Below are 17,507 nucleotides of genomic sequence, written 5' to 3' on the forward strand. Positions count from 1 at the left end.
CTCAGTGCTTATCCAGCGCTAAATTAAGTTCCACCAGGTTCACCACCGGCTGGCCGATAAAACTGACCAACGGCTTTTGCGTATATTGTGCAACCAACCGCGTAACCTCTTCAACGCTGAGGTTGCGAGCCTGCGCCACGCGGGGAATTTGCCAGGCTACTGCGGCTGGCGTCAGGTTGTTATCCAGTCCGCTGGAAGAAGCTGTTACCAGTTCAACCGGAACCGCAGGATTTGCCTGCGGGTTGGCGGCACGCAGCGCGGCAATCCGGCTTTGTAGCTGTTTATCCAGTTCCGGGTTGCTGGCTGCCAGATTACTGCCGCCTGAAGCCATTGGATTATAGGGCATTTCCGCTGTCGCTGAGGGGCGTCCCTGAAAATAACCGGCAGCGGTAAACTGTTGCCCAATAAGCTCAGAGCCGCGAACAGTCTGACCTTCGCGCAGAAGCGAACCGTTAGCCTGGTGGGGAAACCACCATTGCCCCAACGCAGTGGTCAGCAGCGGATAAGCACCACCGGTGATAAGCATCAGGAAAATCAATGTTGATAATGCAGGACGTAATCCACTCATCTGAAACCTCACACCAGACCCAGCAGGGTCAGCAGTAAATCAATCGCTTTGATACCGATAAACGGCACAACCAAACCACCCAGACCATAGATCCACAAATTGCGGCGCAACATCGCGGATGCGGACAACGGTTTGTAGCTCACGCCTTTCAGTGCCAGTGGGATTAGAAAGACGATGACCAGCGCGTTAAAGATGACCGCGCTGAGGATCGCCGAGTCCGGCGAATGCAGCCCCATCACGTTCAGCGCGTTGAGCTGCGGGTAGGTGGCGGCGAATGCGGCCGGGATGATGGCAAAATACTTCGCTACGTCGTTGGCGATACTGAAGGTGGTCAGCGAACCGCGCGTCATCAGCATCTGTTTACCAATGTGCACCACTTCAATCAGTTTGGTGGGATTGGAGTCGAGGTCCACCATGTTGCCCGCTTCTTTCGCTGCCTGGGTTCCGGAGTTCATGGCAACGGCAACATCGGCCTGCGCAAGGGCTGGAGCATCGTTGGTTCCGTCGCCGGTCATCGCCACCAGACGACCTTCCGCCTGATACTGACGAATTAGCGCCAGCTTGGCTTCCGGTGTGGCTTCCGCTAAGAAGTCATCCACACCGGCTTCTGCGGCGATTGCTGCGGCGGTCAGGCGGTTGTCACCGGTGATCATCACCGTTTTGATCCCCATTTTACGCAGTTGGGCAAAACGTTCTTTAATTCCGCCTTTTACGATATCTTTCAGGGCAATCACACCCAGTACGTGAGAGCCTTCGGCCACCACCAGCGGCGTTGCGCCAAGACGAGCGACGTTTTCGACCTTCTGCTCCACATCGGCAGGAAAGTGGCCGCCGTTGGCTTCAACGTGACGACGAATGGCATCAACCGAGCCTTTGCGGATCATACGGTTGTCAATGTTGATGCCGCTCATCCGGCTTTGGGCGGTAAACGGCACAAAGGTGGCGTGCAGCGATTGCACGTCGCGAATACGCAGATTAAAGCGCTGTTTAGCCAGGACAACAATGCTGCGGCCTTCCGGTGTTTCATCGGCCAGGGATGAAAGCTGCGCGGCATCGGCCAGCGTTTTGACGTCCACACCCTGAGCGGGCAGAAAATCTGAAGCCTGACGATTACCCAGCGTAATAGTGCCGGTTTTATCCAGCAGTAGTACGTCCACATCACCTGCCGCCTCTACGGCACGTCCGCTGGTGGCGATGACGTTCGCGCCCAGCATACGGCTCATCCCGGCGACGCCAATCGCGGAGAGCAGCCCGCCTATCGTCGTAGGGATTAAACACACCAGTAGCGCAACCAACACCGTGACGCTGACTGCGCTTCCTCCCCAGGCGGAAAACGGCCATAGCGTGGCGGTCGCCAACAAAAAGATAATGGTCAGGGCAATCAGCAGGATTGTCAGGGCGATTTCATTGGGCGTTTTACGCCGCTGTGCGCCTTCAACCATGGCGATCATCCGGTCGAGGAACGTTTCACCGGGGTTTACGCTGCATTCGATAACCAGCCAGTCGGAGAGAATGCGGGTGCCGCCAGTGACGGAGGCGAAATCACCACCGGATTCACGAATCACAGGTGCGGATTCACCGGTAATGGCACTTTCATCTACCGACGCGCCGCCTTCGATCACCTCGCCGTCACACGGAATAATATCGCCAGCTTCCACCAGCACGATGTCGCCTTTACGTAAATCATCTGCGGGGACGTGATCCATCGCCGCGCCGTATTTCGGTTCGCGAAGTTTGCGGGCGAAGGCGGTTTTTTTGACGCCTTTCAGGCTGTTGGCCTGAGCTTTACTGCGTCCTTCCGCCAGCGCTTCAGCAAAATTGGCGAACAGAACGGTAATCCACAGCCACAGACTTATCGCGCCGGTAAACCTCGGGCTGCCCGGCATATGGCCTGTTGCCATCGCCACGGTTAACAGGGTCGTTAACAGACTGCCCAACCAGACGATAAACATCACCGGATTACGCCACTGGGTATGTGGGCTTAATTTTTTCACGGCGTCCATCAGCGCTTGTGCGACCAGAGAGGGTTCGAACAGCGCCAGTTGCTTGCGACTCATAGTAATGTGCTCCGCATCACTTAGTGTAATGACAGGTATTCTGCGACTGGGCCAAGCGCCAGGGCAGGAACAAAGGTGAGAGCGCCAACCAGTAACACCGTACCGATTAACAACCCAACAAACAGTGCGCCATGGGTAGGTAGCGTGCCGGGGCTTGCTGGCTGGATCTTTTTACTTACCAGCGATCCGGCAATCGCCATCACGGGAATGATCACGCCGAAGCGGCCGAAGAACATGCACAAGGCCAGCAGGCAGTTCCAGAACGGGCTATTGGCGCTTAATCCGGCGAATGCGCTACCGTTGTTGTTCGAGGCAGACGACACGGCATACAGCACTTCGCTAAACCCGTGTGGACCCGGGTTTAGCATGGCGCTGCGGCCAGCTTCGGACATCATCGCTATCGCCGTACCGAGCAGAACCAGCGTAGGGGTGACCAGAATCGCCAACGCGGTCATTTTCATTTCGCGCACGTCGATTTTCTTACCCAGATATTCCGGCGTGCGGCCAATCATTAACCCAGCGATAAATACCGCCAGCAACACGAATAACAGCATGCCATACAGACCTGAACCCACACCGCCGAAGACCACTTCGCCAATCTGCATTAACCACATCGGTACCATGCCGCCCAGTGCAGTGAAGGAGTCATGCATCGCATCAACAGCACCGCAGGATGCGGCTGTCGTGACGACGGCAAACAGACTCGTGGCCAGCACGCCAAAGCGGTTCTCTTTACCTTCCATGTTGATATTGCTGTCTGCACCGAATGCCATCAGGTGCGGGTTGCCCTGAACTTCGGCCCACATCACGACGGCTACGCAGACCACAAAAATCAGTGACATGGCCCACAGTAGGGTCCGCCCCTGGCGGCGATCGCCCACCACATCACCAAAGGCAAAACACAAGGCGGTGGGAATTAAGAAAATGGCCAGCATTTGGACCAGGTTGGTCAGCGCGGTTGGGTTTTCAAACGGATGTGATGAGTTTGCATTAAAGAAACCACCGCCGTTTGTACCGAGCATCTTAATCGCTTCCTGTGAGGCGACCGGCCCCATTGGCAGCAGTTGTTTCACCCCTTCAAGGGTGGTAATGGGCTGATAAGGCAATAGATTTTGCAACGTACCTTGCTGAATGAAGAACAGAGTAATGATCAACGCGATGGGAACCAGGATCCACAGCGTAATGCGAACCAAATCGACCCAGGCGTTGCCCAGCGTATTCATACTCTGGCGCGTGAAGGCGCGAGTCAGGGCAAAAATCACCGCAATACCGGTCGCCGCAGACAGGAAGTTCTGCACGGTCAACCCGGCCATCTGGCTGAAATAGCTTAAGGTGGTTTCGCCAGCATAGGATTGCCAGTTGGTATTAGTGACAAAACTCACTGCGGTGTTGAGCGCCAGATCCCACGAAAGCCCTGGCAGTTGCTGTGGATTTAACGGCAGCAGGTTTTGCGCCATCAGCATCGAAAACAGGACCAACAGGCCAAGCACATTGAGCGCGAGGATAGCCAGCAAATACTGCCGCCAGTTCATCTCCTGCTGCGAGATGCCCAGACCGCGCCAGAGCAGATGCTCCACACCAGCCAGACCCGGCAGGGATGTATTGTTGATCAGTCGAGCCAGCCCGAACCCTAACGGTCTGGCGATGACAAACAGCACCAGCAAGAAACTGGCAATAAGTAAGAATCCTTGGGCCGCCATCAGAACGCCTCCGCATTAATCAGGGCATACACCAGGTAACCTAATAATAAAAAGACCAGCACAATGCCGGTTATCACGCCTGCACTCACAGTGCACCTCCAGTGGCATAAATGTGATAACCAGAGCGTAGATTTTTACCTGCAAAGATTTCGCAAAAATCAGCGGGCGGGGTATAAAAAAAGTATAAAAATGGCAAAAACCATTATTTAACTAATGATTAGTATTAATTTAACTTTTATGTAACTTAATTACAGTTTTAAGCTAAACGGAGCATCAATAGATAAAAATAAGTGGTCGGATGAGTAGCAAAATTACACACAAGGCGGTATTATTTTCATCAGTTAACCAAATTTATTTTTCCGGTGCGATTCACCGAGCAGATATATGGGAGAGGATTATGGACTTATATAAAGAGTATCCAGCACACATTGTTTTCTTACGCCGTACCTTTGCCGTTGTGGCGGGCGTGCTGGCGCTACCGGTCATGCTTTTCTGGAAAGACCGCGCCCGTTTTTACAGCTATCTGCATCGCGTATGGTCTAAAACCAGCGATAAACCGGTGTGGATGGAGCAGGCTGAAAAAGCCACCTGCGATTTCTACTAAGTTATCGTTCTTGCTTAAAAAAACCGCTCACAGCAATGTGGCGGTTTTTTTTTATGTGTAGATGTCTACACTTGTCGGTGTAATGAACAAAGCGTGGCAATGACTAATTTATATCCGGGAGTATTATGACCACCCATCTGGTCTGGTTTCGACGTGATTTACGTCTGCATGACAACCTCGCGTTAGCGGCAGCCTGTCGCGATCCTTCCGCGCAAGTTTTAGCGCTCTATATCTCTACTCCTGAGCAGTGGAAAGCCCACGAAATGGCCCCACGTCAGGCTGCGTTTGTGAATGCGCAGTTGAATGCCTTGCAGGCGGCGTTGACGGAAAAGGGCATCCCGCTCTTGTTTGATGAAGTTGCAGATTTCGCGGCCAGCGTAGAAACCGTCAAAAACGTCTGCGCACAGCATAACGTCAGCCGGTTATTTTATAACTATCAATACGAAATAAACGAACGTCAGCGTGATGCCGCCGTCGAGAAATCATTACTCCATGTGGTGTGCGAAGGTTTTGACGACAGCGTGATCCTGCCTCCGGGGTCAGTCATGACCGGCAATCATGAGATGTATAAAGTCTTTACACCGTTTAAAAATGCCTGGCTGAAGCGAGTTAAAGAGGGGGTTCCAGAATGCGTTAGCGCGCCGAAGGTGAGAGAAAGCGGTGCGCTTGATGTTCCGTTAACATCAATAACGCTGAGCTATTCGCAGCAAGATTTTGATGCGCAGCTATTTGCGGCAGAAGAGAAATTAGCGATCGCGCAATTACGTAAGTTTTGCCAGCAGGCCGCGGGAGAATATGAGCAACTACGTGATTTTCCGGCGGTTGACGGTACCAGCCGATTGTCCGCGAACCTGGCGACAGGCGGGCTTTCGCCGCGCCAGTGCCTGAATCGACTGATCGCGGAGCAGCCGCAGGCTCTGGAGGGCGGGGCGGGCAGCGTCTGGCTGAACGAACTTATTTGGCGTGAATTTTATCGTCATCTGATGGCTTATCATCCGGCGCTGTGCCGGCATCAGCCGTTCATCCGTTGGACCGATCGTGTGCAATGGCAGAATAACCCGACACATTTGCAGGCCTGGCAAACGGGGAATACCGGATACCCTATTGTCGATGCGGCGATGCGTCAGCTCAACGCTACAGGCTGGATGCATAATCGATTACGCATGATTACGGCCAGTTTTTTAGTCAAAGATCTGCTAATCGACTGGCGTAAAGGCGAGCAATATTTTATGTCGCAGCTGATCGATGGCGATCTGGCGGCCAATAACGGTGGCTGGCAGTGGGCTGCCTCAACCGGAACCGACGCTGCGCCGTATTTCCGTATCTTTAACCCTACAACTCAGGGCGAAAAATTTGACCGTGACGGCGAGTTTATCCGCCAATGGCTGCCGGAACTGCGTGAAGTGCCGGGGAAAGCCATTCATGACCCGTGGACGTGGGCTGAAAAAGCGCAGGTGTCGCTCAACTATCCTCGTCCAATTGTCGATCACAAACAGGCAAGGCTGGCAACGCTGGCGGCCTATGAGGCGGCACGTAAAGGATAGCGTAAACCATGTTGGAGCAGGGAATAGATCGCGAAATGGTAAAACTGGTGACAGGTGTTTCTGAAACGGATTTGGCTGTAAGCCATGCATAATCGCCAAAAAACAGGCCCGAATCTTATCACATCATCGGGCCTGTACATTCAGGACTCTACTGCCAGCGGACGGTTTCTGAATTTAAGCGACTGGTATAACCAAATCAGCAGCACCAGCACCACGCAGGCCAACGCGCCCCAGGTAATTTCGCTAAAGACATCAATATACGCATTGATCGAATAGTTGATCGCCCCCGCACTGTCAAACGAGCCTTGCGACGTCTGATCGGCGATAACGCCTGCCAGATAGTTGGCGATGGCGCCGGAAAGCAGCATATAAATGCCTGTTAATACGCCGGTCACCCCAGGGATCTCGATACGCGTAATTTGCGACATCGCCACCGGGTCGATAAACAGTTCGGCAAAGCCCATGACCGCCAGCCCCAATACCATCAGCGGCATGGAAGAGTGGCCGTAGGCTGCGGACCAGCGGGCGCTTAAGGTCAGAATGCAGAACCCTGCGCTCATCAAACCGAGGCCCAGGGCGAATTTACCCCAGATACGTACGGTTCGATTGCCGCCAACGCTTTCTTTGACTACCCAGGCCAGCACGATACCGCACAGCATAACGGCAAAGGCGTTAACCGACTGGAACATCGCGGTCGGGACGGAATACCCCAAAATATCGCGATTAACGAAGCGGTCAATATACAGGCTAATCGAGCTGCCGCCCTGTTGAGCAAAGGCCCAGAACAGCAGGCTGAAGAAGGTCAGCGTCACGATAAGCCCCAATTCTTTGCGCTGCTTCTGGTTTTGCGCCTGACGGTAAATCTTCGCCAGAACCGCCAGACCAATAACCGTGGCAACGATCAGTGCGTAAACGGACCACTCTTTCCAGAACAGGACGGTAATCAGCAACGGTGCTGCAACCAGCAGAACTAACAGCCAGGCCCAGTTTGGCAGCATATACTTTTTCGCACACAGCACGGTTTTGTTGACGCCAGTGGTATGAGCGAAATGGCGATTACCGCATAAGAAAATCACCAACCCTGCCAGCATGCCAATCGCAGCCAGCGCAAAACCCATCGCCCAACTGTACTCTTCCTGCACGTAGCCGCAGGCAATGGGCGCAATGATCGAACCGATGTTACCGGCAGCGTAGAGCAGAGAGAATCCACCGTCGCGGCGCGGATCTTCAGGCTGATACAACTCGCCCAGCAGGCAACTGATATTGGATTTAAACAGACCGTAGCCGCAGACAATAATCGCCAGCGACAAATAAAGGAACGCCGGAGCCATTTCACTGGCGCCCAGGACCAGATGTCCCACCGCCATTAAAAATGCGCCGATCATTACCGCCATACGATTGCCGAGCACCTTATCGGCCAGGTACCCCCCGAGAATAGGCGTGACGTAGACCAGAGAGCAATAGGCGCTGAACAGTTCATATGCGTGATTATCGTCGTACTTCAGCTGGTTGGTGAGATAGAGGATCAGCAGTGCACGCATGCCGTAAAAACTGAAGTATTCCCAGATTTGTAGCGCGACGACGTAGTAAATCGCCCGCGGTTGAGATGCTTGTTTATTCATTATTTTCTCGAAGTCAATGCCTCGCGACTGGCCTAACGTGCTGCGCGAGTGTGTTTCCTTAAAGTTGTAACTTTGATACAGATCTGATTATTTTTGCAATATGCTGTCTGATTGCATAAATATACATGAATTAGATCGCGTGAGGGGAAGCAAATTGCCTTCAAAGATGGTGTGATTGTTTCTTGATGTGTCAGTGAAATGGCTATCGACGAATGCTGGCGGGGACGCTATTTTAACCTAAGCTGTGATGCTGATTGGGCAGGCAGAACTAATGACTACGAGGACGACGATGAAAAACACCGAACTGGAACAACTGATCAACGACAAACTGAATAGCGCCGCCATTAGCGACTATGCGCCGAATGGTTTGCAGGTTGAGGGCAAAGAAACGGTGCATAAAATCGTGACCGGCGTGACCGCAAGTCAGGCGTTACTGGACGAGGCGGTACGCCTGCAGGCGGATGCGGTCATCGTTCATCATGGTTATTTCTGGAAAGGTGAATCCCCGGTAATTCGCGGCATGAAGCGCCATCGTCTGAAAACGCTGCTGGAAAATGATATCAACTTGTATGGCTGGCACCTGCCATTGGACGCTCATCCCGAGCTGGGGAATAACGCGCAACTGGCCGCGCTGTTGGGGATTACTGTGATGGGGGAAATCGAGCCCCTGGTGCCATGGGGAGAACTCTCCATGCCGGTTCCGGGGCTGGAACTGGCATCGTGGATTGAAGCGCGTTTAGGCCGTAAACCGTTATGGTGCGGTGATACCGGGCCGGAAACCGTTCAGCGCGTCGCCTGGTGTACGGGAGGCGGTCAAAGTTTTATTGATAGCGCAGCCCGGTTTGGCGTCGACGCTTTCATCACCGGTGAAGTTTCAGAGCAAACCATTCATTCGGCCCGCGAACAAGGGCTGCATTTTTATGCTGCCGGCCACCATGCGACCGAACGTGGCGGCATTCGCGCATTAAGTGATTGGCTCAATGAAAATACCGATCTGGACGTGACCTTTATCGATATTCCTAATCCGGCGTAATAAAGAGGGACGAAAGTGCAGCGAGCGCGTTGTTATCTGTTAGGTGAAACAGCGGTGGTTCTAGAACTGGAACCGCCCATTACGCTGGCGACTCAGAAACGCATCTGGCGTCTGGCGCAGCGTCTGGTTGATGCCCCTAATGTACTGGAAGCTATTCCGGGTATGAACAATATCACGGTGACCTTGCGCGACCCGCAAACGCTGGCTCTGGATGCGATTGAACGCCTGCAGCGCTGGTGGGAAGAGAGTGAGGCGCTGGAGCCGGACTCACGCTTTATTGAAATACCCGTTACCTATGGCGGTGAGGCCGGCCCCGATCTGGCAGAGGTCGCCCGGCACAGCGGATTAAGCGACAAGCAGGTTGTTGAGCTTCATGCGTCGGTTGATTACGTGGTGTGGTTTATCGGATTCCAGCCCGGATTTCCCTATCTGGGGAGTTTACCTGAACAGCTCCATACACCCAGGCGTGCAGAACCGCGTCTGCTTGTTCCGGCAGGTTCTGTGGGTATTGGCGGATCCCAGACGGGGGTCTATCCGCTTTCCACGCCTGGCGGGTGGCAATTGATTGGCCGTACCTCCGTTGCATTATTTGATCCAAAACGGCAAGAGCCGATTCTGTTACGGGCTGGTGATACCGTGCGGTTTGTCCCGCAGAAGGAGGGGGTATGTTAAATATTATTCGCGCTGGCATGTATACCTCAGTCCAGGACGGGGGACGCCATAGTTTTCGTCAATCCGGAATCAGTCACTGCGGCGCGCTGGATAAACCGGCACTGAACGTTGCCAACCTGCTGGTGGGCAACGATGCGAATGCCGCTGCGCTGGAAATCACGCTGGGGCAGCTGGTGGTGGAATTTGAAGCCGATGGCTGGTTTGCCCTGACCGGTGCGGGATGCGAAGCGCAGCTGGATCGTACTCCCGTATGGAGCGGATGGCGGCTACCGGTGAAAGCCGGGCAGCGCCTGACGCTAAAACGTCCGCATCACGGCATGCGCAGCTATCTGGCGGTAGCGGGCGGTTTTGATGTTCCCGAAGTTATGGGTTCGCGCAGTACCGATCTCAAAGTGGGCATTGGCGGGCTGGAAGGGCGCCTGCTATGTGATGGCGATCGGCTGGCAATTGGCACTTCAACCCGGCAATTCAGCGGGCCGCAGGGCGTAAAACAGCTGATGTGGGGAAACAATATTCGTGCGCTGCCCGGGCCTGAATATCAGGAGTTCGACGAGGTATCGCAGGCTTCTTTCTGGCGTTCGCCGTGGCAGCTCAGCCCACAAAGTAACCGGATGGGGTATCGTCTGCAAGGGCAGCCGCTGACGCGCACGACCGATCGCGAGCTGCTGTCACATGGTTTGCTTCCCGGTGTGGTGCAGGTTCCGCATAACGGCCAGCCGATCGTACTGATGAACGATGCGCAGACGACAGGCGGCTATCCGCGCATCGCCTGTATCATCGAGGCGGATATGTATCATCTGGCGCAGATCCCGCTCGGCCAGCCGATTCATTTTGTGCAGTGTTCGCTGGAGGAAGCGCTCAAGGCGCGCCAGGATCGGCAGCGTTATCTGGAACAATTAGCATGGAGACTAAACAATGAAAATTGATCTCAATGCAGACCTCGGCGAGGGATGCGCTAACGATGCCGCGTTGCTGCAACTGGTCTCTTCAGCCAACATTGCCTGTGGGTTTCACGCTGGTGATGCGCAGACAATGCTCTTAAGCGTGCGTGAAGCGCTAAAAAATGGCGTGGCGATAGGTGCGCATCCGAGCTTTCCGGATCGGGAAAATTTTGGCCGTAGCGCTATGACCTTGCCTGTGGAAACGGTGTATGCGCAAACGCTGTATCAAATTGGTGCGTTGGCTGCTATTACGCGGGCTGAGGGTGGCGCAATGCGTCATGTCAAACCGCACGGTATGCTGTATAACCAGGCCGCTAAAGATCCTCAGTTAGCCGATGCGATTGCCAAAGCGGTACATGCCTGCGATCCGTCGCTGGTTCTGGTGGGCCTTGCAGGCAGTGAGCTGATCCGTGCCGGAGAACACTATGGCCTGGTAACGCGCCAGGAAGTGTTTGCCGATCGGGGTTATCAGGCTGATGGCAGTCTTGTAGCGCGCAGCCAGCCAGGCGCACTGATTGAAGATGAAGAGCTGGCGCTGGCGCAAACGTTAGAAATGGTGCAATCCGGCAGAGTAAAAAGCCAGAGTGGAACATGGGCGAGCGTGACGGCCCAGACGGTATGCATTCATGGGGATGGCGAGCACGCACTCGCTTTTACCCGTCGCTTGCGTAGCGCCTTTGAAGCATGCAATATTCAAATTAGCGCATAAAATTATTCATACAAAACAATAACATATTACACAACAACATAAGGGATTTAATTATGGGAGAGGCTATTTCTCTCTGGCCATTGACGGGGATCGCCGTCATCGTGGTCGGATTTCTTTTACGTTTTAACCCGGTATTGGTGGTTATTATTGCCGGGATCGTCACGGGACTGGCGGCGCATATGCCTATCGCCACTATTCTCGAGAAACTGGGTGAAGGTTTTCTTAACACACGCAACCTGCCGTTTATCCTGCTGATCCCACTGGCGGTAATCGGTCTGCTGGAGCGTCACGGTCTGAAAGAACGTGCACAGACGTGGATCGCAAAAATTCGCAGCGCAACCAGCGGCCGTCTGCTGATTGTTTATTTGTTCATTCGCGAAGCGACCGCTGCGTTAGGGCTGACCAGTCTGGGGGGACATCCGCAAATGGTGCGTCCGCTGCTGGCGCCGATGGCGGAAGGAGCCGCTGAGAAAAATCACGGCGAGATACCTGGGGCGGTACGCTATCGACTGCGCGCCATGTCCGCTGCGACCGATAATGTCGGGCTGTTTTTCGGTGAAGATATCTTTGTTGCTTTCGGCGCCATCATCTTCATGCACAACTTTATGCTGGAGTCCGGCGGGATCCAGACTGAACCGTTACACATTGCCCTGTGGGGGATCCCGACGGCAATTTGTGCCTTCTTGATCCATGGCGCACGTCTGTGGCGTCTGGATAGCTATTTGCAACGTGAAGTGGCGAAAGCGAATGCCGTAGCGAAAGGGGAAGCACAATGAATTTTCAACAAAGCTACCTCTACTGGCTGGCGGGCGCGGTATTACTGATTGTGGCCGTCATGTCCTGGCAGGATAAAGCGAACCCGCGTCGTTTCACCACTGGTCTGTTTTGGGGCATATACGGCGTACTGTTTCTGCTTGGTGACTGGACATACTCGCTGTTTGGCGACAAACGCGCGGTACATATTGCCGTCGGTGTTGCGGTGGTCGTCCTGGCGCTGATTGCCGGTTTTGGTGGCGTGAAGCTGGGAAGCTACCATCAACGTACACAACAACAGCGTGAAGAGAGCGCCAGCCGACTGGGTAACCGTTTGTTTTTCCCTGCGCTGGCTATCCCGGTGGTGACCGTTATCGGCGTGCTGATGTTTAATCACATTCCGGGCTTACAGGATGCGCTATTTGGGCCGGGCAATCACGCCACGCTGGTGACGCTGTTTTCGATGACCGCAGGTTCATTAATTGGTCTGGCAATGGCGGTTAAAATGACCCATGAGCGGGCGCATCAACCGATCCAGGAGGCGCGTCGCCTGCTGGATTCCATTGGCTGGGCTTTCATCTTGCCGCAGATTCTGGCTACGCTCGGACTGTTGTTTACGGCAGCGGGCGTAGGCAGCGGCATTTCATATCTGACGCAGGAATATCTGGCGGTAGACAGCCGTTTTATCGCGGTGGCAGTGTACACCATCGGCATGGCATTGCTGACGATGGTGATGGGTAATGCGTTTGCAGCTTTTCCGATCGTGACCGCCGGGATTGGTATTCCGATCCTCGTGCTGCAGCACGGCGGTAATCCGGCGGTAATGGCGGCAATTGGTATGTTCTCCGGTTATTGCGGGACATTGATGACACCGATGGCGGCGAATTTTAACATTGTCCCTGCTGCGCTACTTGAGCTACCGGACAAAAACGCGGTGATTAAGGCGCAGGTGCCAACCGGCATACTGCTGCTGCTGGTCAACGTGTTCCTGATGTATTTCCTGATGTTCTTGTAAGGTGACAGGATGAAAACAGTACTCATCACGGGATTTGAACCCTTTGGCGGCGAGTCAGTTAACCCTTCCTGGGAAGTGGTCTCGGGTCTCGACAATGCTATCATCGGTGGGTGTCGCGTCGTCGCCCGCCAGTTGCCGTGCGTCTTTGGCGAGGCTCTTGTCGTACTCAATGACGCGATTGACGCGCTGTCGCCATCGCTGGTGCTCGCAGTCGGGCAGGCCGGGGGCCGCACGGATATCACCGTGGAACGCGTGGCAATCAACGTGGACGATGCGCGTATCGCGGACAATCAAGGTCAACAGCCAGTAGATGTGCCGATTGTGGCCGATGGTCCGGCGGCATGGTTTAGTACACTGCCGATCAAAGCGATGGTTGTGGCGATGCGCAACGCGGGAGTTCCGGCCTCGGTTTCCCAGACCGCTGGCACTTTCGTGTGTAACCACGTGATGTATGGCCTGCTGCATAAACTACGCGACGCACCGGCGGTGAAGGGCGGCTTTATTCATATCCCTTATTTGCCGCAACAGGCCGCACAGCATCCCGGGGCGCCAAGTATGGCGGCTGAAACAGTGCGCCGGGCGCTGGAAGTCGCAATTGCCACAGCATTGCAGGTGGAAAATGACATCGCAGTGACGGGCGGCGCAACACATTAACAAAGGACAGTATTATGCCTGAAGGCCCGGAGATCCGCCGCGCGGCGGATAACCTGGAGGCGGCAGTCAAAGGCAAACCCCTGACCGATGTCTGGTTTGCCTTTGAGCAGCTAAAACCGTATCAATCTCAACTGATTGGGCAGCGTGTTACTCAGCTTGAAACGCGGGGGAAAGCATTACTGACCCATTTCTCTAATGGTCTGACGCTGTACAGCCACAATCAGCTCTATGGTGTGTGGCGAGTGGTGGAGACGGGCAACATCCCGCAGACCTCACGGGTACTCCGTGTCAGTTTGCAAACACAAGACAAAACTATCCTGCTCTATAGCGCGTCTGATATCGAGATGCTGACGCCAGAACAACTTACCACCCATCCGTTCCTGCTGCGGGTTGGGCCGGACATACTGGATCTACGTTTAACGCCCGATGACGTTAAAGCACGTCTGTTATCCCCGCGTTTTCGCAACCGGCAGTTTTCTGGCCTGCTGCTTGATCAGACATTTCTCGCCGGATTAGGTAACTACTTGCGGGTAGAGATTCTCTGGCAGGTAGGGTTGACCGGGCAGCATAAAGCGTCGCAGCTTGCCGATGAACAGTTGGATGCGTTGGCGCATGCGCTGCTTGATATTCCACGTCTGTCCTATAACACCCGCGGGCTGGTGGATGAGAACAAACATCACGGCGCGCTGTTTCGCTTTAAGGTCTTTCACCGCAATGGCGAAGTCTGTGAGCGCTGTGGTGGAATCATTGAGAAAACGACGCTCTCTTCGCGACCCTTTTACTGGTGTCCGGGATGTCAAAGATAGGTCTATACCGAAGCATAGGTTTTGCGATATTGCAGCGGCGTTTTACCCATGTTTTTGCGAAAGCTGGTAATAAACCAGGCATATTCGGAGAAGCCGACCTGGGCGGCGATATCGCGTACCGAGCCGTTGGTATGTAACAGCAGTTCGCAGGCCTGACGAATACGCCGCATCATCAGGTATTCCTGAATAGTGCCCCCGGTCTCTTCGTGAAAACGGCGCGAGGCATGACCTCGTGAACACCCCATTTCACTGGCGATATCTTCCAGCGAGCAGCGCTGATGAAAGTGTGTTTCGATCCAACGGATAATGCTTACCGAAAATGTATTTTGCCCCGTGGCCTGCGCCTGATGTGGCAGTAGGCTAATAAGTTGCATCACCAGGAATGCGCTGTCACTGATGCTAAAGGTCTGGCTTTTGAGCTGTTCTTCAAACCGGCTCAGCAACGTTTCAATGACCGGCTGAACGTCGCCTACGTCAAATACCCTCGCTTTCTCTCCCCTGGCGCACAGCTGGCGCAGCAGCATTTGCTGTCGAGGAAAGTCCCGCAGGTACTGCTCAATCTGCGGGGCGTTAAAGTGCAGCGTTGTGCGGTGATAAATATTGCGTGCATTCTGTTCGACAAACACTTTATGCAACTTTCCTGGCGGGAAAATAAAGATTCGCCCAGGTTTAACGGTGTACTGCTGGTGCTCCATAAGCGCGATACCAACCCCCTGAGAGACCGATAGTATCTCCACGCACTGATGCCAGTGATAGTAGTTGGCAGGCATATTCTTCATACGATTAAAGTAAATCGACTTATCGTTGATATTAATGTGTTCAAGATAGCTGCTGTCTTCAGTCTGCTGCATAACTGTCTCATTGGGTGATGTTAACAAACTTAAGTTTTTATCACTGTAATCGAATTTTTGCTGTGAAATGCAGATGAATGTTGTTCTTCATCACCAGTGTTGTGCGGAAATACGACAATTATCACATTTGTATGTCAGGCCAAATCCTTATTATGCGCCCAACACTTCATCAAATGAAACGAGGTTTCATTATGCGGGCAAGGCAAGAATATGTAGAAATGGCGCGGAAATGGTTGGTATCAGCCATTCCTCATCTCACTCGCGATAATACGCGGTTGGACGTTGGAAATACGTCAGCACAATATCCGGCAGACATTGCCGGAATAGAGGGGTTCGCGCGTTTGTTGTGGATCCTATCGCCGTTGCTGAGCGGAGGAGAGGCGAGTGATTATCGTGAGACATTTATTCGCGGTATTCGTCATGGCTGCGATCCCAAACATCCGGACTATTGGGGCAATCTGGTCGATAACGATCAGCGCTGCGTGGAAATGGCCGCTTTTGGCGTTGCGCTGGCGCTGCCGAATACGGGGTTGTGGAACGAGTTAACAGCCGATGAGCAGGGCAATCTGGAGCGCTGGTTACGGCAAAGTGCTGAAATCCAAATCCCGGATAATAACTGGCACTTTTTCCCGGTATTGGTGCAGGTCGGGCTTAAATGTGTCGGACTCCACTACGATATGATGGTTATTGATAAACATCTGAACGCGATTGAGTCGTTCTGGCTCGGTAACGGCTGGTATTCCGACGGTGCAGGCAAACCGCGCGATTACTATATCTCCAGTGGGTTTCATTTTTACAGTTTGCTGTATAGCCATTTTATGCAGGACGCTGACCCTGAACGTTGCCTGCGCTATCGCCATCGCGCGCGTCAGTTTGCCAAAGATTACATCTATTACTTTACCAGTGACGGGAATGCGATTCCGTTTGGTCGCAGCCTGACTTATCGCTTTGTCCAGGTTGCGTTCTGGAGCGCTGTCGTCTGGACAGGGCTGGATGTTTTTACGCTCCCTATCGTAAAAGGCGTTATTTTGCGCCACCTCGACTGGTGGTTAGCGCAGCCTTTCATTGATCCGGAGGGGTTATTCTCGCTGGGATATACCTATCCGAATCTGGTGATGACTGAAGATTACAACAGCCCGTGCTCGCCCTGGTGGGCATGTAAGGCATTGCTGATTCTGGCACTGCCGGAACAGAGCACGTTCTGGCAAGCCGAGTCGGCCCCGTTGCCTGAACCAGAGCCAATTCATCCGATCAAGGAAGCTGGGCAATTTGTCGTTCATGATGATGAAAATCGACACGCCTGGATGCTGATGTCCGGGCAGTACGATCGCAATAATTTTGTCAATTTCGATGCCAAATACGGCAAATTTGCTTACTCCAGCCACTTCGGTTTTACCCTTGAGCGTGGTCTTTATGGCATCAACCATGCGGCCTGTGATTCGATGCTGATGTTCAGCGAACAGGACAACTATTGGCGCGGCCGCCGTGAGTGCGAGGCTGTAGAAATGACCGATACGTTGATTCGAAGCCGTTGGCTCCCATGGTCAGATGTCGCAGTGACGACCTGGCTGATCCCGTTTCAGCAAGGGCATATTCGAATCCATCGCGTGGAAACCGCGCGTACGCTTGAGTGTGTGGAAGGGGGATTTGCGCTTAATCGCCATCAGCTTATCGATACCAAAACTGCACAGCACGAGGTCACGCTTCGCGCCATCTCAGGTGTATGTCAGATAACCGATCTGTTGGCTGGACGCCAACCGGAGGTCGTCACTACGCCACCTAACAGCAATATTCTGTATGCATCTCCGGGAGAGATCCCCTGTCTTCGTAGCACGCTTACACCGGGCACGCACTGGCTGGCCTGCGCCATCAATGCCACTTCGCTTTTATGGCTGCCGCCCCCAGTGGCAATGGCCTTCGACTGCGAAAACCAGGCGCTGACGCTGGGTGCCAAAACGTTGGAAATCTTATAACTAAC

General features: G+C 53.7%; 17 protein-coding genes. 11 read left to right on the forward strand and 6 right to left on the reverse strand.

The features are described from left to right. Window position 1: 1 nt before the first annotated feature. Genes kdpC through kdpF form a run of 4 tightly spaced genes read right to left on the reverse strand, consistent with a single transcriptional unit; the run spans window position 2 to window position 4,414 of the window. Window positions 2–568 carry a potassium-transporting ATPase subunit KdpC gene (gene kdpC / locus On2M_RS11145; protein WP_187252804.1) on the reverse strand — a complete coding sequence of 189 codons (567 nt, stop codon included), beginning with the start codon at window positions 566–568 and terminating at the stop codon, window positions 2–4. 8 nt (window positions 569–576) lie between these two features. After that, window positions 577–2,625, reverse strand: a complete 2,049-nt coding sequence (kdpB, locus tag On2M_RS11150) for a potassium-transporting ATPase subunit KdpB (protein WP_151219531.1) — start codon at window positions 2,623–2,625, stop codon at window positions 577–579. 20 nt (window positions 2,626–2,645) lie between these two features. Further along, entirely contained in the window at window positions 2,646–4,325 is a 1,680-nt protein-coding gene (kdpA, locus tag On2M_RS11155; protein ID WP_210904827.1) for a potassium-transporting ATPase subunit KdpA, read from the reverse strand. Beyond that, entirely contained in the window at window positions 4,325–4,414 is a 90-nt protein-coding gene (gene kdpF / locus On2M_RS11160) for a K(+)-transporting ATPase subunit F (RefSeq protein ID WP_001670793.1), read from the reverse strand. Before kdpF ends, kdpA begins: the two co-directional genes overlap by 1 nt. Window positions 4,415–4,722: 308 nt before the next feature. Here kdpF and On2M_RS11165 point away from each other — a divergent pair, with 308 nt between their 5' ends. Next, complete coding sequence (locus tag On2M_RS11165; RefSeq protein ID WP_151219533.1) at window positions 4,723–4,929, forward strand: YbfA family protein; 207 nt, start codon at window positions 4,723–4,725, stop codon at window positions 4,927–4,929. Between the two features lie 125 nt (window positions 4,930–5,054). Then, window positions 5,055–6,473 (forward strand): deoxyribodipyrimidine photo-lyase, encoded by a 1,419-nt coding sequence (gene phrB / locus On2M_RS11170; protein ID WP_151219534.1) that lies wholly within the window; start codon window positions 5,055–5,057, stop codon window positions 6,471–6,473. 140 nt (window positions 6,474–6,613) lie between these two features. On the opposite strand, the gene dtpD is transcribed toward phrB, so the two are convergent. Then, on the reverse strand, window positions 6,614–8,095 hold the full coding sequence (gene dtpD, locus On2M_RS11175; RefSeq protein ID WP_151219535.1) for a dipeptide permease DtpD: 1,482 nt from the start codon (window positions 8,093–8,095) through the stop codon (window positions 6,614–6,616). A 289-nt stretch (window positions 8,096–8,384) separates the two neighbouring features. On the opposite strand from dtpD, the gene ybgI reads away from it, so the two are divergent. Genes ybgI through nei form a run of 8 tightly spaced genes read left to right on the forward strand, consistent with a single transcriptional unit; the run spans window position 8,385 to window position 14,678 of the window. Further along, complete coding sequence (ybgI, locus tag On2M_RS11180) at window positions 8,385–9,128, forward strand: radiation resistance protein YbgI (protein WP_071696195.1); 744 nt, start codon at window positions 8,385–8,387, stop codon at window positions 9,126–9,128. A gap of 15 nt (window positions 9,129–9,143) precedes the next feature. Continuing rightward, entirely contained in the window at window positions 9,144–9,800 is a 657-nt protein-coding gene (gene pxpB / locus On2M_RS11185; RefSeq protein ID WP_151219536.1) for a 5-oxoprolinase subunit PxpB, read from the forward strand. After that, a complete protein-coding gene (gene pxpC, locus On2M_RS11190; protein ID WP_151219537.1) occupies window positions 9,794–10,726 on the forward strand; it encodes a 5-oxoprolinase subunit PxpC in 933 nt (310 codons plus the stop codon). The genes pxpB and pxpC overlap by 7 nt, the downstream gene beginning before the upstream one ends. After that, window positions 10,716–11,450, forward strand: coding sequence for a 5-oxoprolinase subunit PxpA (gene pxpA / locus On2M_RS11195; RefSeq protein WP_210904828.1), 735 nt, complete (start codon window positions 10,716–10,718; stop codon window positions 11,448–11,450). Before pxpC ends, pxpA begins: the two co-directional genes overlap by 11 nt. Window positions 11,451–11,503: 53 nt before the next feature. Beyond that, window positions 11,504–12,226: a DUF969 domain-containing protein gene (locus On2M_RS11200; RefSeq protein WP_151219539.1), complete on the forward strand. Its 723-nt coding sequence runs from the start codon at window positions 11,504–11,506 to the stop codon at window positions 12,224–12,226. After that, window positions 12,223–13,218, forward strand: coding sequence for a DUF979 domain-containing protein (locus On2M_RS11205; protein WP_187259439.1), 996 nt, complete (start codon window positions 12,223–12,225; stop codon window positions 13,216–13,218). The genes On2M_RS11200 and On2M_RS11205 overlap by 4 nt, the downstream gene beginning before the upstream one ends. A gap of 9 nt (window positions 13,219–13,227) precedes the next feature. Continuing rightward, window positions 13,228–13,872, forward strand: coding sequence for a pyroglutamyl-peptidase I (pcp, locus tag On2M_RS11210; protein WP_210904829.1), 645 nt, complete (start codon window positions 13,228–13,230; stop codon window positions 13,870–13,872). A gap of 14 nt (window positions 13,873–13,886) precedes the next feature. After that, the gene (gene nei, locus On2M_RS11215; RefSeq protein ID WP_210904830.1) at window positions 13,887–14,678 is read left to right on the forward strand and encodes an endonuclease VIII; all 792 of its coding nucleotides are present in this window, start codon (window positions 13,887–13,889) and stop codon (window positions 14,676–14,678) included. Window positions 14,679–14,680: 2 nt separating this feature from the next. Here nei and On2M_RS11220 read toward each other — a convergent pair whose 3' ends face one another. Next, entirely contained in the window at window positions 14,681–15,529 is an 849-nt protein-coding gene (locus On2M_RS11220) for an AraC family transcriptional regulator (protein WP_210904831.1), read from the reverse strand. A gap of 191 nt (window positions 15,530–15,720) precedes the next feature. Here On2M_RS11220 and On2M_RS11225 point away from each other — a divergent pair, with 191 nt between their 5' ends. Continuing rightward, entirely contained in the window at window positions 15,721–17,502 is a 1,782-nt protein-coding gene (locus On2M_RS11225; RefSeq protein WP_247604980.1) for a DUF2264 domain-containing protein, read from the forward strand. The last annotated feature ends 5 nt before the right edge of the window (window positions 17,503–17,507 follow it).

This window comes from Citrobacter sp. On2M (assembly GCF_018035235.1).
GTDB lineage: Bacteria > Pseudomonadota > Gammaproteobacteria > Enterobacterales > Enterobacteriaceae > Citrobacter > Citrobacter meridianamericanus.